This window comes from Celeribacter halophilus (genome assembly GCF_018860305.1).
GTDB classification, from domain to species: domain Bacteria; phylum Pseudomonadota; class Alphaproteobacteria; order Rhodobacterales; family Rhodobacteraceae; genus Celeribacter; species Celeribacter halophilus_A.
On sequence record NZ_JAHKPE010000019.1, the window covers coordinates 374,473 to 397,499 of the forward strand.

General features: G+C 59.6%; 19 protein-coding genes. 10 read left to right on the forward strand and 9 right to left on the reverse strand.

The genetic code is table 11. From position 1 onward, the window contains the following. Positions 1-74 precede the first annotated feature (74 nt). Positions 75-1,097 carry a ketol-acid reductoisomerase gene (gene ilvC, locus KO492_RS06115; protein ID WP_216044137.1) on the reverse strand — a complete coding sequence of 341 codons (1,023 nt, stop codon included), beginning with the start codon at positions 1,095-1,097 and terminating at the stop codon, positions 75-77. Between the two features lie 169 nt (positions 1,098-1,266). On the opposite strand from ilvC, the gene KO492_RS06120 reads away from it, so the two are divergent. After that, positions 1,267-1,725, forward strand: a complete 459-nt coding sequence (locus KO492_RS06120) for an Lrp/AsnC family transcriptional regulator (RefSeq protein ID WP_066603406.1) — start codon at positions 1,267-1,269, stop codon at positions 1,723-1,725. Next, positions 1,722-2,177: an Lrp/AsnC family transcriptional regulator gene (locus KO492_RS06125; RefSeq protein WP_066603408.1), complete on the forward strand. Its 456-nt coding sequence runs from the start codon at positions 1,722-1,724 to the stop codon at positions 2,175-2,177. The genes KO492_RS06120 and KO492_RS06125 overlap by 4 nt, the downstream gene beginning before the upstream one ends. Before the next feature lie 46 nt (positions 2,178-2,223). Here KO492_RS06125 and KO492_RS06130 read toward each other — a convergent pair whose 3' ends face one another. The 3 genes from KO492_RS06130 to pepN form a co-directional block, all read right to left on the reverse strand. Continuing rightward, positions 2,224-2,823, reverse strand: a complete 600-nt coding sequence (locus KO492_RS06130; protein WP_216044138.1) for a cytochrome b/b6 domain-containing protein — start codon at positions 2,821-2,823, stop codon at positions 2,224-2,226. A 20-nt stretch (positions 2,824-2,843) separates the two neighbouring features. Beyond that, entirely contained in the window at positions 2,844-3,314 is a 471-nt protein-coding gene (locus KO492_RS06135; protein ID WP_216044139.1) for a c-type cytochrome, read from the reverse strand. A gap of 184 nt (positions 3,315-3,498) precedes the next feature. Next, on the reverse strand, positions 3,499-6,048 hold the full coding sequence (gene pepN / locus KO492_RS06140; protein WP_216044140.1) for an aminopeptidase N: 2,550 nt from the start codon (positions 6,046-6,048) through the stop codon (positions 3,499-3,501). Between the two features lie 156 nt (positions 6,049-6,204). Between pepN and KO492_RS06145 the strand changes: the two genes are divergently transcribed. Together KO492_RS06145 and KO492_RS06150 are read left to right on the forward strand one after the other, a co-directional pair. Next, positions 6,205-8,346 (forward strand): malate synthase G, encoded by a 2,142-nt coding sequence (locus tag KO492_RS06145; protein ID WP_216044141.1) that lies wholly within the window; start codon positions 6,205-6,207, stop codon positions 8,344-8,346. A 133-nt stretch (positions 8,347-8,479) separates the two neighbouring features. Further along, positions 8,480-9,256, forward strand: coding sequence for a gamma-glutamyl-gamma-aminobutyrate hydrolase family protein (locus KO492_RS06150; protein WP_216044142.1), 777 nt, complete (start codon positions 8,480-8,482; stop codon positions 9,254-9,256). A gap of 70 nt (positions 9,257-9,326) precedes the next feature. Here KO492_RS06150 and KO492_RS06155 read toward each other — a convergent pair whose 3' ends face one another. Next, positions 9,327-10,718 carry an NAD-dependent succinate-semialdehyde dehydrogenase gene (locus KO492_RS06155; protein WP_216044143.1) on the reverse strand — a complete coding sequence of 464 codons (1,392 nt, stop codon included), beginning with the start codon at positions 10,716-10,718 and terminating at the stop codon, positions 9,327-9,329. 205 nt (positions 10,719-10,923) lie between these two features. Beyond that, a complete protein-coding gene (locus KO492_RS06160; protein WP_216044144.1) occupies positions 10,924-11,409 on the reverse strand; it encodes a GNAT family N-acetyltransferase in 486 nt (161 codons plus the stop codon). 46 nt (positions 11,410-11,455) lie between these two features. On the opposite strand from KO492_RS06160, the gene KO492_RS06165 reads away from it, so the two are divergent. From KO492_RS06165 to KO492_RS06190, 6 genes are all read left to right on the forward strand, one after another. Beyond that, entirely contained in the window at positions 11,456-11,899 is a 444-nt protein-coding gene (locus KO492_RS06165; RefSeq protein WP_216044145.1) for a methyltransferase family protein, read from the forward strand. Between the two features lie 111 nt (positions 11,900-12,010). Continuing rightward, complete coding sequence (locus KO492_RS06170; RefSeq protein ID WP_216044146.1) at positions 12,011-13,582, forward strand: Re/Si-specific NAD(P)(+) transhydrogenase subunit alpha; 1,572 nt, start codon at positions 12,011-12,013, stop codon at positions 13,580-13,582. 12 nt (positions 13,583-13,594) lie between these two features. Next, positions 13,595-15,022 (forward strand): NAD(P)(+) transhydrogenase (Re/Si-specific) subunit beta, encoded by a 1,428-nt coding sequence (locus tag KO492_RS06175; RefSeq protein WP_216044147.1) that lies wholly within the window; start codon positions 13,595-13,597, stop codon positions 15,020-15,022. A gap of 270 nt (positions 15,023-15,292) precedes the next feature. Continuing rightward, entirely contained in the window at positions 15,293-16,393 is a 1,101-nt protein-coding gene (locus tag KO492_RS06180; RefSeq protein WP_216044148.1) for a YHYH protein, read from the forward strand. A gap of 172 nt (positions 16,394-16,565) precedes the next feature. Next, positions 16,566-17,759: an amidohydrolase gene (locus KO492_RS06185; protein ID WP_216044149.1), complete on the forward strand. Its 1,194-nt coding sequence runs from the start codon at positions 16,566-16,568 to the stop codon at positions 17,757-17,759. A gap of 114 nt (positions 17,760-17,873) precedes the next feature. Further along, positions 17,874-19,160, forward strand: a complete 1,287-nt coding sequence (locus KO492_RS06190; RefSeq protein ID WP_216044150.1) for a DUF3422 family protein — start codon at positions 17,874-17,876, stop codon at positions 19,158-19,160. An 88-nt stretch (positions 19,161-19,248) separates the two neighbouring features. Here KO492_RS06190 and KO492_RS06195 read toward each other — a convergent pair whose 3' ends face one another. The 3 genes from KO492_RS06195 to KO492_RS06205 form a co-directional block, all read right to left on the reverse strand. Beyond that, positions 19,249-20,166, reverse strand: coding sequence for an ABC transporter permease (locus KO492_RS06195; protein WP_066603446.1), 918 nt, complete (start codon positions 20,164-20,166; stop codon positions 19,249-19,251). A gap of 12 nt (positions 20,167-20,178) precedes the next feature. Continuing rightward, the gene (locus KO492_RS06200; protein ID WP_216044151.1) at positions 20,179-21,186 is read right to left on the reverse strand and encodes an ABC transporter permease; all 1,008 of its coding nucleotides are present in this window, start codon (positions 21,184-21,186) and stop codon (positions 20,179-20,181) included. Between the two features lie 74 nt (positions 21,187-21,260). After that, entirely contained in the window at positions 21,261-22,964 is a 1,704-nt protein-coding gene (locus tag KO492_RS06205) for a peptide ABC transporter substrate-binding protein (RefSeq protein WP_216044152.1), read from the reverse strand. Positions 22,965-23,027: the final 63 nt, after the last annotated feature.

A 23,027-nucleotide genomic window follows, 5' to 3' on the forward strand; every position in this document is an offset into this window, starting at 1 on the left:
CCCTGATGCGACTTGGTGTCCGGCCACGAAAAAGGGGGCTCGAAAGCCCCCTTTCCCGAGATTGAAAGACGCGCTTAGTTGCGCTCTTTGTCCACCATTTTACCGGCGGTGATCCACGGCATCATGCCGCGCAGCTTGTTGCCGGTTTCCTCGATGAGATGTTCGTCATTGGCGCGACGGGACGCTTTGAGGAAGGGCTGGCCAACCTGATTTTCGAGCATGAAGTCACGCACGAATTTACCCGCCTGGATGTCGGAGAGAACCTCTTTCATCGCTTTCTTGGTCTGCTCGTAGGGCAGGATGCGCGGGCCGGTGACGTATTGGCCGTATTCTGCGGTGTTGGAGATGGAGTAATCCATGTTCGCAATGCCGCCTTCGTAGATCAGATCCACGATGAGCTTCACTTCGTGCAGGCATTCGAAATAGGCCATTTCCGGCGCGTAACCGGCTTCGACCAGCGTTTCGAAACCGCAACGGATCAGCTCGACGAGGCCACCGCAGAGCACAGCCTGTTCGCCGAAGAGGTCGGTTTCACATTCTTCGCGGAAGCTGGTCTCGATGATGCCGGAGCGACCGCCGCCGATGGCGGAACAGTAGGACAGGCCGATTTCAAGCGCTTTGCCGGTTGCGTCGGTGTCCACAGCCACGAGGCAGGGCACGCCGCCGCCTTTGGTGTATTCGCCGCGCACCGTGTGACCCGGACCTTTCGGGGCCATCATGATCACGTCAACGCCTTCTTTCGGCTCGATGAGGCCGAAATGCACGTTCAAACCGTGGGCAAAGGCAATTGCGGAGCCTTCTTTGAGGTTGTCGTGCACGTATTTCTTGTAGGTTTCGGCCTGAAGCTCGTCGGGCATGGTGAACATGATCAGGTCACACCATGCGGCGGCTTCTGCAATGCCCATGACCTGAAGGCCTTCGGCTTCGGCTTTCTTGGCGGAGGGGGAGCCTTCGCGCAGGGCGACGACAAGATTTTTCGCACCGGAGTCGCGCAGGTTGAGCGCGTGGGCGTGACCTTGCGAGCCGTAGCCGAGGATGGCGACTTTTTTGTCTTTGATGATGTTCACATCGCAATCGCGATCGTAATAAACGCGCATGATGGGCGCTCCCTTTTTTGCTTTCGTCAGTCACAGGGCGCCGGTGTTCGCGGCGCTGTGTCTGCGGTCTTTATCGCGCATCAAAAAGGGTTTGTGGCGTCAAAATTTGACCTGTATTGCAATTTATGAGATTAATTCATTCTTGAAATGACGGATTTAGTAAAAAATCATGCAAGTTGACGATACCGACCGCAGAATCCTGCGCCAGATACAGGCCGAGCCGGACGCACAGGCCTCCGAACTGGCGGAGCGTGCCGGTGTGACCCCTGCGACATTTGCCCGCCGTCTGGAGCGGATGCGCGATGCGGGCATTGTCAAAGCCATTCGGGAACAGGTGGACTGGCGGGCCTTGGGCTATGCGGTGGAGGTCAGCTTGCGTATCACGCTGGACAAGACCGAACCGCGCGCTTTTGACGAATTCATTCAGGCGGCGCGGGAGGTGCCGGAAGTGATTTCCATCGGCACGTTTCTGGGCCGTGTCGATGCGCGGCTTTTGGTGATCGCGCGGGATATGCCGGAGTATCAGCGGATTTACCGTGAGAAAATCCTGACCCTGCCGCATATGACCGATATCGAGGCCCTGATGCAGGTGGCGACGATCAAAGACAGCCAGTCGGTGCCGCTATGATTGACCTTGATGACATCGACCGCCAGCTGATCCGCGCACTTTGCGAGGATGCGACGCAATCGGCGGGGGCGCTTGGGCGGGCCTTCGGTTTGAGCCAGCCCGCGACATGGCGGCGGATCAAGAGGTTGCGTGAGGCGGGCGTGTTCGGCGCGCGACGTGTCGATCTTGACCTTGAGGCTCTGGGCTTTGGCGTGACCGTCTTTCTGGGGGTCAAGCTGGCAACCAAAGGGCGGGTGAGTCTCGACGATTTCGAACGTGCGGTGCGCGCTATTCCCGAGGTGCAGACAGTGCAGCATGTGCTAGGTCTGTTCGACTACCGCCTGCGGGTGGTGGCTCAGGATTTGCCGGATTTTGAACGGGTGTTGAGACGCCGGATCATGACCCTGCCCGGTGTGGGCAATGTCGAGGCCAATGTGGTTCTGTCCGAAGAAACCCTCCCCGGTCCCCTATGACGGCGGGGTGCAGGCAAAGAAAAAGGCACCTGTTGGTGCCTTGATCCTATGAGTGGTGCGGGACTTTTTCCGGCGGCAGTTCCGCATATCCCGTGATCATCGGCGTCACAAGGTTCTCGCCCTTGCGCCGTTTATACCAAAGGATTGCGGCGATATGGCCGATCACCATAGCCAGCAACAAGAACGACAGCGGCTCATGGAGCGACAGCGCCTTGCGGGAAATGTCGCTGGACACATATTGGGCCAGAGGGCCGACGTTGACGTAATCCTCGGGATCGGACAACAGGCCACTTGCGACCTGCATCGCCAGAACGACCAGCACCCCCACAACAAACAGCGCGCCCACAGGGTTATGCCCGTAAGACCGCGACGGCTGTTTCGAGGGCAGCGTCCGGGCATAGGCGACCACCTTGCCCGGACCTTTGACGAAATTGGAGAACCGTGCTGTGTAAAAGCCGAAGAACCCCCAGAGCACCCGAAGCACCACGATCGCGGCCACTGTATAGCCTGCGTAGAAATGCAAGGTCATGATATCAGGGCCGAATTTCCCGAGCCCGAAGGCCGTGAAAAACGCGATCACCAAGGTCCAGTGCAGAACCCGCACAACCGGATCCCAGACATAGGTTTTCTCAAGCTGTTCCGACATCGGTTCGCCTCGCTTTCAGATCAGAAATCTTTGGCGCGGAAGTCGTCGTGGCAGGCTTTGCAGGTGCCGCCAACCTTGCCCATGGCCGGTTGCAGCGCCTCAAGACCGTTGCCCGCCACTTCGTTCAGGTCTGCGATGGCCTGATAAAAGGCCATGCCTTTTTCTTGCAGACCTTCCATGTCGTCCCAAATGTCTGATTTTGCACGAGTTTCGCCCGGAATGTCTTCGTTGGAAGACCCCGGTGCGAAGTAGTCGGCGGTGTGCAGGCTGGCCAGCGACATGAGATCGCCTGCGGACTGGCTGGCGAGGTCTGCGTCGTAGTCGACCTTGCCCTGTGCCATGCCGCCCAGCGTGGCCATTTCGAAGTTCACGAGCGTGTAGAAAGCGCGGCGCGCTTTGGCGACGTCGGAAGCGGATTGGGCAAAAGCGCCAGTGGCAGCCGTGGTGGCGGCGGTGGCCGCGATGACGGTGGAGAGGAGAAGTTTACGCATTGGATAGGGTTTCCCTGTCTGTTCACGAAAAAAGTTACGTCGCGCGATACCTGCAATATGGCATAAGATTTCGTAAATTGAATGTGACATTCTTACATAGCGGCATTTGCCAAGTTACGGAATCTCTTCAACTTTTTGTGACGCCGCCCCTGTTTGCGCAAACAGGGGCGGCGGTTGGAGCGGATCAGGCGGAGAGAATCCGTGTGACCATCTCGGTTGTGTCGCGCGAAAGCTCCGGCGTGGCCAGAATCCGCTCCAGTTCACTGCGAATCATGCCCTGACGATCAGCGTCATACCGCTTCCATGTCTCGAAAGCGCCGCTCATCCGCGCGGTGGTCTGCGGGTTGATTTTATCAAGCTCAATCAAATAGTTGGCCAGAAGTTGATAGGCCTTCCCATCCGCCGCGTGGAAGCCTGCGTGGTTGCCGGCCAGCGCGCCGAAGACCGCGCGGAAGCGATTCGGGTTCTTGATGGTGAAATCCGGATGCTGCGTCAGGGCCAGTGCCGTGCTTGCGGCCTTGTCCGGCGCGGCGAAGGACACCTGCATCATGAACCATTTGTCCATCACAAGGCGGTCGTTTTTCCATTGTTTTTCAAAGGCTTTGATCTCGTCCTGACCGAGTCCTGCGGCCAGAAGCGCCTGTAGGCTGGCGCTCTGGTCGCTCATGTTGTCGGCGCGGGCAAAGAGCGCACGGGCGGCTTTCCCGTCGTCCAGAAGCGTCTCCAGCGCCAGCAAGGCGTGCCGCAGCGCCCGCTTGCCGGAGCCATCGGCGTCAGGCACGAAAACCGGCGTTTCAAGCTGTCGGCCAAGCGTCGGCAATACGTCGGACACGTGTAGGGCAAGTGCGTGGCGCAGGGATTTGCGTGCCGCATGGATCTTGGCCGGATCGGGGGTCTGGCCGGCGTCGAAAATCGTCTGGGCCAGATCGTCCTCGGAGGGCAGGCCCAACACCAAGGCGCGGAAGGCCGGATCAAGGCTCTCGTCGGTCAGCACCGTCTTGATCGCGTCAAGCGCGGTTTCGGCGGGGGGGACATCGGCGGTAATCATCGCCACCAGCATGTCCTTGGTCAGCATCCGCCCCATCTCCCATTTCTGGAACGGGTCGGTGTCATGGGCCAGAAGGAAGGCGCGGGTGTCGTCATCCATCTCACGCTCCAGAATCACCGGCGCGGAGAAGTCGCGCAGCACAGAGGCCACAGGACGCGCGCCCAGCCCTTCAAAGGTGAAACTCTGTTCGGCTTCGGTCATCTCCAAAACTGTGGTCGGCACGACCTCGTCCCCGTTCGGGCCGATCAACCCCACGGCAATCGGAATCACCTGCGGTTTCTTTTCGCTCTGGCCGGGCGTCGGTGGGGTCGATTGCGCGAATGTCAGGGTGAGCGTGCCGTCGTTCCACGCTTCGGACATCTTCAGGCGCGGTGTGCCTGCCTGAGAATACCATTGTTTGAATTGTGCAAGATCGCGGCCGGTGACATCCTCGAACGCCTTGAGCCAGTCTTCGATGGTGACGGCCTGTCCGTCATGGCGCTCGAAGTAGAGATCACAGCCCTTGCGATAGGCCTCATCGCCGACGAGGCGGCGCAGCATCCCGATGATTTCCGCGCCTTTCTCGTAGACGGTGGCGGTGTAGAAATTGTTGATCTCGACAAAGCTTTCAGGGCGCACCGGATGGGCGAGCGGACCGTTGTCCTCGCGGAACTGACGGGCGCGCAGTTGCAGAACTTCTTCAATCCGTTTCACAGCATGGCTGCGCATGTCGCCGGAGAACATCTGATCACGGTAGACGGTCAGTCCCTCTTTCAGGCAAAGCTGGAACCAGTCGCGGCAGGTGATGCGGTTGCCGGTCCAGTTGTGGAAATACTCATGCGCGATGATGCCTTCGATCCGCTCGAAATTGGCATCTGTCGAGGTCTCTTTCGAAGCCAGAACACAAGACGAGTTGAAGACGTTCAGCCCCTTGTTCTCCATCGCGCCCATGTTGAAGTCATCCACGGCCACAATGTTGAATATGTCCAAGTCATATTCGCGCCCGTAGGTCTTTTCATCCCATGCCATCGCATCTTTGAGCGCCTGCATCCCGAAGGCGCATTTGCCCTCGTCGCCGGGACGGACCCAGATGTTCAACTCGACATCGCGGCCCGATTGCGTGGTGAAGCGGTCAGGGTGGTTGACCAGATTGCCCGCAACGAGGGCAAAGAGATAGGAGGGTTTCGGCCACGGGTCATGCCATTCGACAAAGCCCTCGCCGGAGGTCAGCGGGTTGCCGTTGGAGAGCATGACGGGCTGGTCGCCTTCGATGCGCACGGTGAAGGTGGCCATGACATCGGGGCGGTCGGGGTAATAGGTGATCTTGCGGAAGCCTTCGGCCTCGCATTGGGTGCAATACATGCCCGACGACATATAGAGCCCCTCAAGCGCGGTGTTGGTTTCCGGCGAGATTTCCACCTCGGCCTCCCACACAAACGGCCCCTCGGGCACATCCGCTTCCAGACCGCCCTCGACCGGACGCGGGGTGATGGCCTCACCGTTGATCTTGGCGGAGATCAGCGACAGCTCTTCGCCATGCAGAAAGAAGCGTTTGTCCGTTGCCTCCGGATTGGGCGCAAAGGCGATTTTCGAGATCACGCGCGTGGCGGTGGGGTGAAGCCGGAAGGTGAGGTGAACGCTTTCGATCTGGTATCCGAAAGGGGTGTAATCTTTCAGATAGATGGTCTCTGGTGCCGCGTCTTTCATGGGAAAACTCTCTATATATATGAGACTCGTTTTGGCGGGGAGGGTATGCTTCGTGCGCGGGGGCTGCAACGGGGGACGGATGAAAACTTGTTTCCGATAGGAAACTCTATTATGGACGTTTTGGTTTCCAAAACATTTCTGAAAGGTGATTCCCAAATGACGCGCGTGGACCGATCCGGCCTGAAGGTGGCTGAGCTTTTTGCCAATTTCATCGAGGCGGAAGCCCTGCCGGGGACGGGTGTGTCGGCGGCGGCGTTCTGGGACGGGCTTGCGGGGATGGTGCGCGATTTCGGGCCGAAGAACCGTGCGTTGCTGGAAAAGCGCGAGGCTTTGCAGTCCCAAATCGACCTGTGGCATCTTGAGCGCAAGGGACAGGATCATGACGCGGCGGCCTATCGGGCCTTTCTTGAAGAGATCGGCTATCTCGTGCCCGAAGGCCCCGATTTCCGGATCGAGACCACCAAGGTGGACGAGGAATTTGCCACCAAGCCGGGGCCGCAGCTTGTGGTGCCGATCACCAATGCACGCTATGCGCTCAATGCGGCGAATGCGCGGTGGGGCTCTTTGTATGACGCGCTTTACGGCACGGATGCGCTGGGCGATCTGCCCTCCGGCAAGGGCTATGACGCCGAGCGCGGCGGGCGAGTGATCGCATGGGCCAAGGCGCATCTGGACCGTGTGGCTCCACTGGCAGGCGGCTCTTGGGCCGATGTGAGCAAGCTGGACGTTGTGAACGGGATGCTCTTGGTCGAGGGGGCGATGGGGCAGACCGGTCTGGCCGATCCGGCGCAGTTTGCAGGGTCGAGCGAGGGGCATGTCCTGTTGCAGAAGAACGGGCTCTATATCGACATCGTCATTGATCCCTCGACGCCGGTGGGTCAGCAGGACAAGGCGGGAATTTCCGATATTCTGGTCGAGGCGGCCGTGTCCGCGATCATGGATTGCGAGGATTCGGTGGCGGCTGTGGATGCCGAGGAAAAGGTCGGCGCCTATCGCAACTGGCTGGGGCTGATGCGGGGCGATCTGACCGAAGAGGTCAGCAAGGGGGGCAAGACTTTTACCCGTGCGTTGCATCCCGACCGTGTGTTCACCGATGCCGATGGGGCGGAGATCACGCTTCAGGGCCGTGCGATGATGCTGGTGCGCAATGTCGGGCATTTGATGACCAACCCGACGGTGCTTGATGATGAGGGGCGCGAGATCGGCGAGGGGATCATGGATGCGCTGGTCACGGTGATGATCGCGCTGCATGACCTGAAAAAGACGACAGGGCCGCGCAATTCCCGCGAAGGGTCGGTCTATATCGTCAAGCCGAAGATGCACGGGCCGGAGGAGGTCGCCTTTGCCGACGAGATGTTCAGCCGTGTCGAGGAGATTCTGGGCCTTGCGCCGAATACGGTGAAGCTGGGGATCATGGACGAGGAGCGCCGCACCTCGGTGAACCTCAAGGAGTGCATCCGCGCCGCGAAACATCGTGTGGCCTTTATCAACACCGGTTTCCTTGACCGCACCGGCGACGAAATCCACACCTCGATGGAAGCGGGGCCGATGATCCGCAAGGGCGAGATGAAGGACCAGCCGTGGATCAAGTCCTATGAGGATCGCAATGTCGATATCGGGCTGGCCTGTGGTCTCAAGGGGCGCGCGCAGATCGGCAAGGGCATGTGGGCCATGCCGGACTTGATGAATGCGATGCTGGAAACCAAGATCGGCCATCCGAAAGCGGGCGCGACCTGTGCTTGGGTGCCCAGCCCCACGGCGGCAACATTGCACGCAACGCATTATCATACGGTGGATGTCTTTGCGGTTCAGGACGCGATTGCCAAGGGCGGGCCGCGCGGCACGCTTGAAGATTTGCTCACCATTCCGGTCGCCAAGGGCGTGAACTGGTCGGAGGCGGAAATCCGTGACGAGGTGGAAAACAATGCCCAGGGGATTCTGGGCTATGTCGTGCGCTGGATCGATCAGGGGGTGGGTTGTTCCAAAGTGCCGGACATTCACGATGTGGGCCTGATGGAAGACCGCGCCACCTGCCGTATTTCGTCGCAAGGGCTGGCCAACTGGCTGCACCACGGCGTTGTCACCGAGGCGCAAGTCATGGAAGCCATGAAGAAAATGGCCGAAGTGGTGGACCGCCAGAACGCCGGTGATCCGCTCTATACGCCGATGGCCCCGTCCTATGACGGCATCGCGTTCAAGGCCGCCTGCGATCTGGTGTTCAAGGGCCGTGTGCAGCCTTCGGGCTATACCGAACCGGTTTTGCATGCCCGCCGGCTTGAACTAAAGGCGCGAAACTAAGCACCACCTGCGAATTGCGCAGAAATTCACAGCTAAGCCATGACACCGCGCGCTGATGCAGAGGCATTGCGCGCGGCTTGGCCTTTTCTCTGATGCGAAAGCGGCTATCCTTGGCAAAAAGGAGAGGCACACCATGACACGACCGGTTGTCGGTATCATAGGCAATTACGACATTCTCAACGACAGCTATCCCGCCTACACGGGTGGGCGCATGAATGCCGAAGCCGTGGCCGAGGTCTCGAATTGCATGCCGCTTCTGATTCCGGCGCATCCGAACTTTGTCTGCGTGGACGAGTTGATGGAAGTCTGCGACGGGTTTCTCTTTACCGGCGGGCGGCCCAATGTGCACCCAGAGGAATATGGCGAAAAGGAAACCGAGGCGCACGGGGCCTTTGACCGCTGCCGCGATGCGGTGACCCTGCCGCTCATTCGGGCCTGTGTCGAAAAGGGCCAGCCGTTCTTTGGCATTTGCCGTGGTTTTCAGGAGGTGAATGTCGCGATGGGCGGCACGCTTTACCCCGAAATCCGTGACCTGCCGGGGCGGATGAACCACCGGATGCCGCCGGACGGGACGCTGGAAGAGAAATTCGCCCTGCGCCATCCCGTGCGCCTTACTGAGGGCGGCGTGTTCCACAAATTACTGGGCGCGTCCGAAGTGATGACCAACACGCTGCACGGGCAGGGGATCAAAAAACCAGGCGCGCGGATCGTGGTCGAAGGCTACGCGCCCGACGGCACGCCGGAAGCGATCTATGTGAAAGATGCGCCGGGGTTCACCTTGGCCGTGCAATGGCATCCGGAATATCGCGCGGGCGAAGATCCTGTGTCGCGGCCCCTGTTCGAGGCCTTCGGCAAGGCCGTCTACGCTTTTGCGGAGGCCCAGCAGGGCAAAGTCAGCGCAGTCGCGTGATATTCCAGCGTTTTGAAACACGTAAAAAGGCGCCCTAGAGGGCGCCTTTGCTGTTTCTTGTTCTGACAGCTTAGAAATGCGCGTCGATGTCGACGGCACCGATGAGTTTGTGGTTCACGAACTCTTTGAGGCCAAGCCCCAAAAGTTCGCGCCCATAGCCGGACCGGCGTACGCCGCCGAAGGGCAGGTCGGCCTCAACTTTGGTGGGGTGGTTCACAAACACCATACCGGTGGAGATTTTCGCAGCCACTTCAAGCCCGTGTTTGACGTCTTTGGTGAACACCGATCCGCCAAGCCCGAAGGGGCTGTCATTGGCAATGCGGATCGCGTCTTCTTCGTCTTTGGCGCGGAAGATCATCGACACAGGCCCGAAGAATTCCCAGTATCGTGCGGGGTTGTCTTCGCCCATTTCTGTGAGAATGGTCGGTTGTACAAAAGCGCCCTGATTGGGCACCGGGGCTCCGACCTCTTCGGCTTTTGCACCGTGCGCGACAGCTTTGCGGATTTGTTCTTTCAAGTCATCCGCAGCCTTTTGCGACGACAATGGCGCAAGCGTCGTGTTCGGGTCCATCGGGTCGCCCGCGACAAGGCCTGCCACGCCTTTGCGGTAGCCTTCCATGAACTGATCATAGACCTTGTCGACGACGATCATCCGTTTCGAAGACACGCAGACCTGACCGCCGTTCCAATGCCGCCCCATGACGGCCCAGTCGATGGTTTTCGCCATATCGGCGTCTTCGAGCACGACGAACGCGTCCGCCCCGCCCAGCTCCATGGTGGATTTTTTCAACGCTTTCCCGGCCTGCGCGGCCACAACGGAGCCAGCGGCCTCGGACCCGGTGAGCGCCACGCCATGCACGCGCGGATCGTTGATGATCATCTCGATCTGATCGCGGGTGGCATAGAGATTGGTGAAAGCGCCTTTCATCAGGCCGGCCTCATCCATCAGTTTCTGGAAAGCGGCGGCACTTTGCGGCACATTGGAGGCGTGTTTCAGGATCAATACGTTCCCTGCAGAAAGTTGCGGCGCAAGGATGCGGGCGACTTGATAATAAGGGAAGTTCCACGGCTCAATTGCCAAAAGAATGCCCAAAGGTTCATAAACCAGTGTGTTGTCGCCTTCGTCGGGGTCCAGAACCGGGAGTTTTTCAGGCTGCAAAAGTTTTTCGGCATTTTGCACATAATATTCAAAGATTTTCGCCGAAAGCTCGACTTCAAGCTTCGCCTCGGACAGCAATTTGCCCATTTCAAGGGTTAGGATTTCTGCCAGACGATCGCTGTCGCGGCGCAGAATATCGGCTGCGTTCTGTAACACGCGGGCGCGCTCGGCAAAGGATGTCTCCTTCCATTTCAAGAAAGCCGCCTGCGCCGTATCAAGCGTCGCACGAACCTCCTCATCCGTGGCATTTGGGAAGGTTGCAACTGTTTCTGCGGTGAATGGGTTTACTGTTGCATAGGCCATGATTTTCTCCTCTTTCCTTATGGAGGCGTCCGGACGGATCGCAAACAGTGCGTTTCTCCCTAAAGGGCTGTAAACCCCTGAGATATTCTTATGCTTATGAGAAAGAAATAAGCGTAACTTCAATTATTTAAAGCAGTTTTGGCGGGCCGATTTGGCACAGCCGTTGGTGTGTTTTTCAACAAGGTATCGGCTAAAATTAGCGCAGTTATGGTCGTTTCAGGTGTTTTTCCATACGGAAATTCTCGATCCCGACCGAGTCGCGGATCACGGTCTGGCGCGCCACCACGGTCCAGCCGCGCCGCTCGAAGAACCGGCGTGCAAGGTGGCTGGCCTCTGTCTCCATATGGCTGAGACCGAGACGACGGGCCTCGGCCTCGCAGGCCTCATAGAGCCGTCCCGCCGTGCCCTTTCCCATCTCTTCCAAGGCGACATAGGCAAAGTCGATATGCCCGTCATGTCCCATGGTGAAAAACCCCCTGATCCGGCCCCAGCGCGTGGCGCAGACCGAAAACCCTGCGGTCAGCCGCTCCGCCCATGTTTCAAGTGCTGCATCGGAGGCATGGGGCAGGGCGGGGGCCCAAGCGGCGCGCTGGGCGGCGTCATAAAACGCCCCCGTGCCGCCGTGGACGGTGCGGTGGAACAGCGCGTAACAGGCGCGGGCATCTTTATGGGTCAAAGGGCGCAGTTTCATCGGGAAAGCCTAGCGGTTCGGGCCGAGTGGGGCTAGGGTCTGCGGTATGAAGTATTTTGATTACCCGCCTGTCTGGCTTTTGGCGTTCATGGCACTCGCTTGGGGATCGGCCAGACTCGGGCTGGAGATGGACCTGCCCGCATGGGTCGGACTCTCCGGCAGGCTTTTGATCCTGTTCGGGCTTTTGCTCATGGTGTTGGCGGCATTTGCCATGTGGCGGCACCGCACCACGTTGGTCCCGCATCGGGTGCCTGCCGCCATTGTCACAAACGGCGTTTACAAATTCACACGCAACCCTATTTATCTGGGTGATGCCTTTACACTTGCGGGCTTTTCTTTACTCTGCGGCAACCCGGCTGGGGTGGCTCTGGTTCCTGTCTTTATGGTGGTGATCCGGAGACGGTTTATTGCCGAGGAGGAAAACTGGCTCAGGACGAAATTTCACGAGGAGTTTCAAACCTGGGCAGAAAAAACGCGGCGTTGGCTGTGACCTGCCGTCACATATGTGCTCATGTTTGCGCAATAATGTTGCGCTAAGTGGGGGCAATTGGGTAGGGAAGTGGTCAACAGAGAACTAGGACTGGGGAAAGAGGATCAACACGTGAAATTCGGTGTTCCTAAGGAAGTCTTTGAGGGAGAAGCGCGTGTCGCGCTGACGCCTGAAAGCGCCAAGCAGATTCAGAAGCTTGGATATGAATGTGCAATCGAGACCGGAGCGGGTGCGCTCGCCGGGTTCTCGGACAAGGATTACGAAGAGGCCGGTGTCGAGATCATCAAGACGCCTGCCGCGCTCTGGAAGGCCTGCGACATCGTCGCCAAGGTACGCCAGCCCAATGCGACGGAAATGAAACGTCTCAAGAAGGGCCAGACGCTGATCTCTTTCTTCAATCCGGCGGGCAACGAAGCCGGTATGAAAGCGGCGAAAGCCAGAGGCGCCAATGTGATCGCCATGGAAATGGTGCCGCGGATTTCGCGGGCGCAGAAGATGGACGCGCTGTCGTCCATGGCCAATATCGCGGGCTATCGTGCCGTGATCGAGGCGGGCAACAACTTCGGGCGGTTCTTCACCGGTCAGATCACCGCTGCGGGCAAGGTTCCGCCGGCGAAGGTTCTGGTTGTCGGTGCGGGTGTTGCGGGTCTTGCCGCGATTGGCACCTCGACTTCTCTGGGCGCTGTGACCTATGCCTTCGACGTGCGTCCCGAAGTGGCCGAGCAGGTCGAGAGCATGGGCGCGCAATTCGTCTATCTCGATTTCGAGGAAGAGCAACAGGACGGTGCGGCGACGGGCGGCTATGCCTCTGTCTCCAGCCCCGAGTTCCGCGAGGCGCAGCTTGCCAAATTCCGTGAGCTGGCTCCCGAAATGGACATCGTGATTACCACGGCGCTCATTCCGAACCGCGAAGCGCCGGAATTGTGGACCGAGGATATGGTTGCCGCGATGAAGCCGGGGTCGGTGATCGTCGATCTGGCCGCTGAAAAGGGCGGCAACTGCAAACAGACCGTGAAAGACGAAAAAATCGTGACCGAGAATGGCGTGACCATCATCGGCTACACCGATTTCCCGTCACGCATGGCCACGCAGGCCTCGACGCTTTACGCCACCAACATCCGCCACATGATGTCTGACCTGACCCCGAACAAGGACGGTCAGATCGTGCATGACATGGAAGATGACGTGATCCGCGGTGCGACCGTGGCCTATGAGGGCGAGATCACCTTCCCGCCGCCGCCGCCGAAAGTGGCTGCGATTGCGGCCAAGCCGAAAGAGGTGGTCAAAGAGAAGACCCCCGAAGAGAAACGCGCCGAAGAGGTCGCCGCCTTCAAGGCACAGACCAAGCAACAGGTGACGCTGATCGCTATCGGTGCGGCGCTGCTTCTGGGCGTGGGTCTCGTGGCCCCTGCCAGCTTCATGCAGCACTTCATCGTTTTTGTCCTGTCGGTCTTCGTCGGTTTTCAGGTGATCTGGGGCGTGTCGCACAGCTTGCACACACCGCTCATGGCCGTGACCAACGCGATCTCCTCGATCATCATTCTGGGTGCGCTGTTGCAGATCGGATCGGGCAATTGGCTGGTGATCCTGCTGGCCTCCATGTCGATCTTCATGGCGGGCATCAACATTTTCGGCGGCTTCCTCGTGACACGGCGTATGCTCGCCATGTTCCAGAAATCGTAAGGAGTAGAGGCAATGGATTTCGGATTTACGACGGCGGCCTATGTGGTCGCGGCTGTTCTCTTCATCCTCTCCCTTGGCGGTTTGTCGGGACAGGAAAGCGCGAAACGTGCGGTGTGGTATGGCATCGTCGGCATGGGCCTTGCGGTCTTTGCGACACTGATCGGACCGGGCGCGGGGCTGTGGCTCCTGTCGCTTCTGCTGATCGCGGGCGGCGGGACCATCGGCTGGTATGTCGCCAACAAGGTCGAAATGACCGAGATGCCGCAACTGGTCGCGGCGATGCACTCGCTCGTCGGTCTGGCAGCGGTCTTCGTGGGCTATAACGCGCATTTCGTTATGGGCCATGTGGCCGGTCTTCATGCTGGCGAAGAGCTTGGCACATTCGCCGCACTCGTGGCGCACAAGTCTCCGGTCGAGTTGAACATTCTCAAGGTCGAACTGTTTCTGGGCATCTTTATCGGGGCGGTGACCTTCACCGGTTCCGTGATCGCCTATGGTAAACTGGCGGGCAAAGTCTCCTCCACGGCCAAGAAACTGCCCGGTGGTCATGCACTCAATGCGGGTGCGGCTGCACTCTCGCTGATCTGCCTGTTCTGGTATATGGGCACGGGCGCATTCTTCCCGCTGTTCATCATGACACTGGCCGCGCTCTTCATCGGCTATCACCTGATCATGGGTATCGGCGGCGCGGATATGCCTGTCGTGGTTTCCATGCTCAACTCCTACTCGGGCTGGGCGGCTGCCGCGATCGGCTTCTCGCTTTCCAACGACCTGCTCATCGTGGTCGGTGCGCTGGTCGGTTCCTCGGGCGCGATCCTGTCCTACATCATGTGTAAGGCCATGAACCGCTCTTTCATCTCGGTCATTCTGGGCGGCTTCGGCGGCGCATCCGGTCCGGCGATGGAGGTCGAGGGCGAACAGGTGGCCATCGACGCCGATGGCGTGGCCAATGCGCTCAACGAGGCCGAGAGTGTCATCATCGTGCCGGGCTACGGCATGGCCGTGGCGCAGGCGCAGGCCGCCGTGTCGGAACTGACCAACAAGCTGCGTGCCAAGGGCAAGAATGTGCGTTTCGCCATTCACCCTGTTGCGGGCCGTTTGCCCGGTCACATGAACGTGCTGCTGGCCGAGGCCAAGGTGCCTTATGACATCGTGATGGAAATGGACGAGATCAACGACGACTTCCCTGACACAGACGTGGTCATCGTGATCGGCTCCAATGACATCGTGAACCCCGCCGCACAGGAAGATCCGAACTCCCCCATCGCGGGTATGCCGGTTCTCGAAGTCTGGAAAGCGAAACAGGTTTTCGTCTGCAAACGCGGACAGGGCACGGGTTATTCGGGTATCGAAAACCCGCTGTTCTACAAAGAGAACACGCGCATGTTCTATGGCGACGCCAAGGACTCGATGAACGCGCTTTTGTCGAAACTCGACTGAGTTTGACGCGATAGATTGCGGAAGGGGCGGCCCGAGTGGGTCGCCCTTTTTGCGTTTCGGGCATGAACGGAGGCTGAGCGGGAAAAGGGGGCAGACGCGGAAAAATGCCCAAGACACAAAAAATCATATAAAGTCAAAAAGGAGTGACGGAATATGCGCGCCGCTGCGTATAACCTACTCAACCAAGAACAGCTGTGCGGGTAACGCGCAAACTGGGCACAGATCATGCCCCCCGACCGGAGACTATCCCCCATGATCCCTATGACCCCCATGAGACGGACCGTTCCTCATTTTTTCTCGGCCGCAATCGCCGTGCCGGCCGCCTTGGCGCTGGCCCTGCCTGCCGCCGCCGACACCACCGAAGCCGAAGCGCAACGCCTCGAAGAGATCGCGGCGTTTTTCTCCGAGGCGGTTGTCGTCTCAGGGCCGGAGGTCGTGGATTGCACGCTCTCCGAGGGCACGCAGACGCGGTGTTTCTCCATCACGGTCAAGCCGGAACCCATCGCCTATACGCCCGGCCCGTGGTGCCCGACCAATATCTCGGATGATGCGAGCAAGGGCGGCAAGTGGTTTGGCGAGAACGAGTTGCTCGATGTGGATGGCAGCTTTGTGGAACATCTCGACGAGTTTTTCGGGGATGACGAATGGGCGCTCTACAATCCGGAAACCGGCGAGATTCGCGTGACGGATACGCTCGAATCCTGTGACGGGGCGGCGCGTCCCGATGTGGCGGAAGAGTATCAGAACTACTGTGTGCAGTGCCTGCCGGAATATCTCGATGACGGGGCCAGCATGACCTATGTGATCCCGCTTGAACCGCAAGCGGCCTCTGCCGCCGGTCGTCTCGATCAGGGGTCGGGCGTGGCCTATAACGGTGTGCGTCTGGACGCCTCCGCGCCTCAGGATGCGATTGTTGCGGCGCATACGATTGCCCCTCTGGATGATTGCGGCGGGCATGTGAACCTGCATGTCGGCTACCACTATCATGCGGTGACGGACTGCCTTCCGGGAGCGCCTGTGATGGATGAACAAGAGGCTGAAGAGGTCGCTGCATCGGAAGATGCGGTGCTGGATGATGCCACATCCATCGGGATCGCGATGGACGGCTATCTGATCTATAACCGCGCCAATTCAGAAGGCGAGGTGGTTGACGGGCTGGACGAATGTAACGGCCATGCCACCGAGGCGCTGGGCTATCACTACCATGCAGGGGCCGAAGGCTCGAATGCCATTCTGGCCTGTATGACCGCGCAATATGGCTGTGCTCTTGAAGACGGTGACGCAAGCTGTGACGCCTCTGTGCGTCAGGGCCCTCCGGGTGGTGGTCCGCGTCCTGACGGTCCGCCGCCGGAAGGTCGCCCTGCGGACTGATAGCCGTCGCCAGATATGAAACAAGCCGCCGCGTTGATCTTGTATCGACGCGGCGTTTTTATGCGCTCTGTCGGGCAGGGGGGGCGTCTGCCCCGCGCACAGCCGATTTGCAAAAGGCAGGCTTTTCAATCCATTGAACATCGGGCAGGCTTTCCGGCAACAGGAGGCGCCCATGCAGCACACCACCCCCGAAGAGATCACCGCAGACCACGCGTTCATGGAGAAAATGATCGCGATCCGTCACGACATCCACGCCCATCCCGAAACCGCTTTTGAAGAGGTGCGGACCTCTGCGCTTGTGGCGGAGTTTCTCGAAGGGTTGGGGATGGAGGTGCATCGCGGTTTGGGCAAGACCGGCGTTGTGGGCACGCTCAAGGGCAAACGTCCGGGACAAAAGGTCATCGCCCTGCGCGCCGATATGGATGCGCTGCATATCACCGAGGACACGGGCGTTGCGTACACCTCGCAAGTGGCGGGCAAGATGCATGCCTGCGGCCATGACGGGCACACGACCATGCTTTTGGGCGCGGCGGAGAAACTCTCCGCCGATCCGGATTTCGCGGGCACGGTGCGGTTCATCTTCCAACCCGCCGAAGAGGGCGGTGGCGGTGCCAATGAGATGATCAAGGACGGGTTGTTCGACCTGTTCCCGACCGATGCGATTTACGGCGTGCACAACGGGCCGATGGACCCGCTGGGACAGATGACCACCCGTGTCGGCCCCTATACCTCCGCCTCTGACGATTGGGAGATCGTGTTCGAAGGCACCGGCGGCCACGGCGCGTCGCCGGAGAAAGCAACCGATCCGACCGTGGCGGCGGGGCAGTTCATGGCGAGCCTTGGCAATGTGGTGTCGCGCCATGTGGCGCTGACCGATTGGGCCGTGGTCTCCATCGGCCATGTGGCAGGGGGCGAGCGCGAGAGTGCGAATATCATTCCGGCCAAAGTCATGGTCGCGGGCACGGCGCGCAGCTACCGGCCCGAGGTGCGCGACACATTGCAACGCGAGATCACCCGTCTGGCTGAGGGCTGCGCTATGGCGGGCGGCGTCGAGGCGCATGTGGATTATGAGCGGGGCTATCCGCCGCTGGTGAACACGGCAGACGAGGTCGCCGTGACGGGCAGGGCCCATGCCGCCTCTATGGGCGCAGAAATGGCCGACACCAAAGCCCCCGCCATCGGTGCCAGCGAGGACTTCGCCTATTTTCTGGAGAAAATCCCCGGTGCCTATGTCTCCATCGGCAATGGCGACGGGCCTGACGCAGTCTTTGTCCACACGCCGAAATTCGATTTCAACGACAAGCTGATCCCTATCGGCGTGGCCTACTGGATGAATGTCGTGGCCGAGGAATTGGGCGGGGCGTGAGCTTTGTATACCGTCGCATTCCGTTAAGTGGCTGATATGCATTGAAAATATTGTTTGCTTTGACGCGGGGTGGCGGTCTATAGGCGAATTATGACGCATGAGACGAGACCGCCAATGGCCCCTTTGACTGACCACCCGCGCCGCTACGAGCTGGCCAATGAATTGCATGCCCGCCCCTTTCCCGAAGTGGGCAGCAATGCCCGCGCGGCCTATCTGGCCATCCGCGCCGCAGGCGATGCGGCACGGCGCGACCGCGAACTGGATCGGGCGCATCTTCTGGCGCTTCTCGACCGGTTCGGCGCAGCTCATCCGGCCCCAAAGGCCACGCATTACACCGGAGCTTTGGGCAAATACCGTCTCAAGTGGGAAAGCCACACGGAATTCGTGACCTATACGATCTTCGCTGACGGGCTTTCGGAGCATGCCTTTGACCGCACCACCTTTGAACTCTTTCCCGAAGACTGGCTGAAAGAGGCACCGGGACAGCGGATCACCTCGGCGCTTATTCGGGTCGAGACGGTGGAGGACGACGCACGGATCACCGCCCTGATGGACGACTGGTTCGAACGCGAAAGCCTCGCCGTGGCGCGTGTGCTGGACGGGGCGATGGTGGTTGCCGGAGATTTCCGGATCGATGCGGCGGGTCACATGCGATTTGCCATTTTCCCCGATGCGGATTGCGGCCAGCGCCGGATCGGGCGGATTTTGCAACGTCTGTGCGAGATCGAGACCTATAAGGCCATGTCGATGCTGGGGCTGGTGCAGGCGCGCAAAGTGGTCGGTGAACTGGCACATATCGAAAAGGAACTCTCCGATCTGATGGTCCGGCTTACCACCAAGTCGGAAGTGTCCACGGAGGACACGCTGGACGACATCCTCGGCCTCTCCACACGCATTGAGAGCATCGTGACGCGGACCAATTTCCGCTTTGGCGCGACGGGGGCCTATGAGGCCATCGTCAACCAGCGGATCGAGGTGCTGCGCGAAAGCCGGTTTCAGGGGCGCCAGCTTTTCAGCGAGTTCATGATGCGGCGATTCGATCCGGCCATGCGCACGGTGCAGGCGGCGAAATCACAGCTTGAGAGCCTTGCCGAACGGACCGCGCGGGCGGCGAACCTCCTGCGCACAAAGGTCGATGTCGGGCGTCAGGCCCAGAACCAGAAACTGCTGGAAAGCATGGACAAACGCGCCGATCTGCAACTGCGGTTGCAAGAGACGGTCGAGGGGCTTTCGGTCGTGGCGATCAGCTATTATGCGGTGAGCCTCGCGGGCTATCTGGTCTATCCGGCGCTGGAGCCTTTGGGGCTGTCCAAAGGTCTGGCCCAGTCGATGCTCACACCTCTGGTTGTGCTGGCCGTCTGGCTTGGCCTGCGCCGGATCAAAAAGCAGCATCTGGAATAAAATTCTTTCAAAACACGTAGGAAAAAACGCGCCGGACAGAGGTCTCGGCGCGTTTTGTGTTTTCCGTTTGGTGTTTTGGGGCTGTGCCCTACCGGCCCCTGATCCGCGGGTCGAGCGCATCGCGCAGCCCGTCACCGATGTAATTCACCGCCAGCACCGTGAGCGAGATCGCCAGACCCGGCCAGATGACGCGTTCGGGATATTGCTGGATGAAATCCTTGGCATCAAAGAGCAGGCGGCCCCATGTCGGATAGTCCGGCGGAAAGCCGAGGCCGAGGAAGGACAGCGCGCTTTCGGTGATGATCGCATTGGCGATGCCCAAGGTGGCCGAGACCATGATGGGCGACATGATATTGGGCAGGATATGGCGCACAACGATCTTGCCCGAAGAGGTGCCGATGGAGCGTGCGGCCAGCACATATTCGCGTTCCTTTAGCGCCAGAACATCGCCGCGCACGATCCTTGCTGCCTGCATCCAGCTTGTGATGCCGATGACAAAGACGATCAGGATGAAGATGCCGGTTTCCAGCCCGAAGACGGAACGCAGCGGGTCGCGGAACAGCATGATGATGACGAGCAGCAGCGGCAGGAGCGGCAGGGCGAGGAACAGGTCGGTGAAGCGCATCAGGAGCCCGTCGAGACCTTTCCAGTAGCCTGCGAGCACGCCGATGAACGTGCCCAGCACCAGTGAGAGCGCCATAGCGGTCAGACCCACGGAGATCGAGACCTGTCCCCCTTGCAGCATACGCGCCAGCATGTCGCGGCCCAGTTGGTCTGCGCCGAGCGGGTGGGCCAGAGAGGGGCCTGTGTTGCGCGCGCGGATGTCAATGTGCGTCGGATCGATGGTCCAGAGGAGCGGGCCGAGATAGACCGCCAGAATGATAAAGACGAAAAAGACCAGTCCGGCCATCGCGCCCTTGTGGGTTTTGAACTGGTCCCAGACATCCCACCACTGGTTGCGGGGTTTTTCGGAGGGGATAGCGGCTGCGGTTGTTGTATCGGTCATGGTCAACCTCCCTTAATCGTAGCGGATGCGTGGATCGAGGATACCGTAGAGAATATCCGCGATGAGGTTGAACAGAACGATGAGCACGGCAAAGATGAAGGTCAGCGTCTGCACCATCGGCGCGTCCGAGGCGTAGATCGCGGAGATCAACATCTGTCCCAGACCGTTCACCTGAAACACCTGTTCGGTGATGATCGCGCCGCCGAAGATATTGGGCACGCCCAGAGCAATCACGGTGACAACAGGGATCATGGAGTTGCGCAGCACATGGACAAGGACGACGACGCGCTCGGAGAGGCCCTTGGCGCGGGCGGTGCGCACATAGTCCTGATTGAGATTGTCGAGCATCGAGGCGCGCATGAACCGGCTGACCTGTGCGGCGTTGTAGAGCGTCAGGACAAAGACCGGCATGGCCATCTGTTTGACCTGAAACCAGAACGATCCCCAATCGGTGATGGTGTGTGTGGTGTCATAGATCGACGGGAACCAGCCGAGAATGACGGAGAACACCACGATCAGCAGAACGCCGGAGAAGAAGGTCGGGATGGAAAACCCGACCATGGAGATAAACGTGCCCAGTTGGTCGAACCAGCTATACTGGCGATAGGCGGAGAAGATGCCGATGGGCACGGCGATCAGCGTGGCGAAGACATAGGACAGGCCCACAACCCACAGCGTCTGCGGCATGCGTTCGGCCACGACGGACATGACGGGGGAGCGTGACTGGAAGGAAATGATCCGCTGTTTGCCTTCGGAGAAATCGGTGCCGAAGATATGGTCGAAGGCCACTTGCGGCTCGACGATGAAGAACTGGTAGAGCCAGTTCAGAAACCGGATATGGACGGGTTCGCCAAGGCCCAGAGCCTCGCGCATCTTTTCCTTCACCTCAGGCGGCACGGTCAGCGGGATGGAGGCCATCGGATCGCCCGGAGCCAGATCCAGAAGCAGGAAGATCACCAATGAAATGAAGAGAAGCGTCGGAACGGAGAGGATCAGACGGCGGATCGTGAAATGGAGCATGAAGGGTGCCTTGGTTCAGGTCTTTTGTCATTGGGGAGCGGGCGCCCCGAGGGGTCGGGACGCCCGTAGAGAGATCACTCTTTGATGCGATACCAGTCGGCCGCGTTCCAAAGCTCGGAATCCCAGGTGTTGAGGATCACACCGCCCAGCGTGTTGGAATGTGCGGACAGACGACCACGGTCCACCAGCGGGATGATGACATATTCCTGCATCAGCATGTCGTTCATGGCTTTCGCCAGCTCGGCACGTTTGTTGATGTCACCGGTTTTCGCCATTTCCGCGACCAGCGCGTCATACTCGTCAGAGCAGAAGCGCGGCATGTTGTTGCCCTGCCACTGGGTTTCGGGACGCGGTGCCTGTTTGCATTCCCAGTTGGCCATATAGGCTTCCGGATCGGTCCCGTCGAAGTTGTTGGCATACATTTCTACGTCTGCATAGAACTTCTGGAAGGTATCCGGCGAACCGGCATCCCCGCCAAAGAACACGGAGGCGTCGATGTTGCGCAATTCGGTTTCCACACCGATCTCGCCCCACCACTGTTTGATGATCGCCTGAAAATCCTGACGGATGGCATTGGTCGAGGATTGGAACAGAAGCGACAGTTTCTTGCCGTCTTTCTCGCGGATGCCGTCGCCGTCGCTGTCCACCCAACCGGCTTCTTCGAGCACGGCTTTCGCGCCTTCGATGTCTTGCGTGAGGCAGGCATCATTGGCGGTGGAGTTGTAGATCGCCGGTGCGGGCAGCACGTTACAGGTCGGACGCCCTGCATCGCCATAACCGATCTCGGTCAGAAGCGCACGGTCGATGGCCATAGACAGCGCCTTGCGCACGGCCAGATCGGAAAGGATCGGGTGCGGATGGGCTGCGGTGGCGCGTTCATCACCCAAGGCCGGATCGGGGTCGGTCAGGTTGACCATGATCCGCTCGACAAGGGTGCCGAAGGCGCTGACAAGCTGGCCCTTGCCCTTGGCGAGCATGGCTTCGAGCAGGTCGGGGGAGACCTGTGTGTTCCACGCATAGTCAAATTCGCCGGTCTCCAGCACGGAGCGCGCCGCAGATTGCGCATCGCCGCCGCCTTTCAGCGTTGCGGTCGCAAAGGCCGGTTTGTTCGGGTCACGATAATGCGGGTTCGCGGAGAGCGAGACCACGTCATTGGTTTTGAACTCGTCCACGACGAAAGGCCCTGTGCCAATCGGGCTGAAGTTCTCATCCGTGCAGGACGCCATCGCTTCGCCCACACAATCGGCGAACTGGGCCTTTTGCACGATGGGAGCCTGAGCGCCGACGAAAGGACCATAGGGGAAGGGCTTCGGCACGCCGAAATGCACCACAACGGTCAGCTCGTCAGGAGTCTCGACCTCGACCACATCATTGTATTTTTCGGACTGGGAACAGCCGCCGCCTTCAGCGGTGCAATATTCCCATGTGAATTTCACGTCTTCGGAGGTCAGCGGCGTGCCGTCCGACCATTTGAGACCTTCCTTGAGCTTCCATGTGATCGTTTTCAGATCTTCGGACACGCCGCCGTTTTCCACGGTCGGCACAGACTCGGCCAGATAGGGCACAATGGTGCCCGCTTCGTTGTAGCGCGCCAGAGGCTCCAGAACCAATGAGGCAGACTCAAGCTCCTTGGTGCCGCCCGAAAGATAGGGGTTCATCGTCGAGGGCGCTTGGTAATAGATGATATTGACATGACCGTCCGCACCGCGCTCGGCGAAAGCGGCAGGAACCAGCGCGAGCGATGCGACAGCACCCATCAGGGCTGTTTTAAACGTCATTGAATGACCTCTCCTTGTTGGACCGGTGACGGGAGATTGCGTAAACCGCAAATTATTGTGACC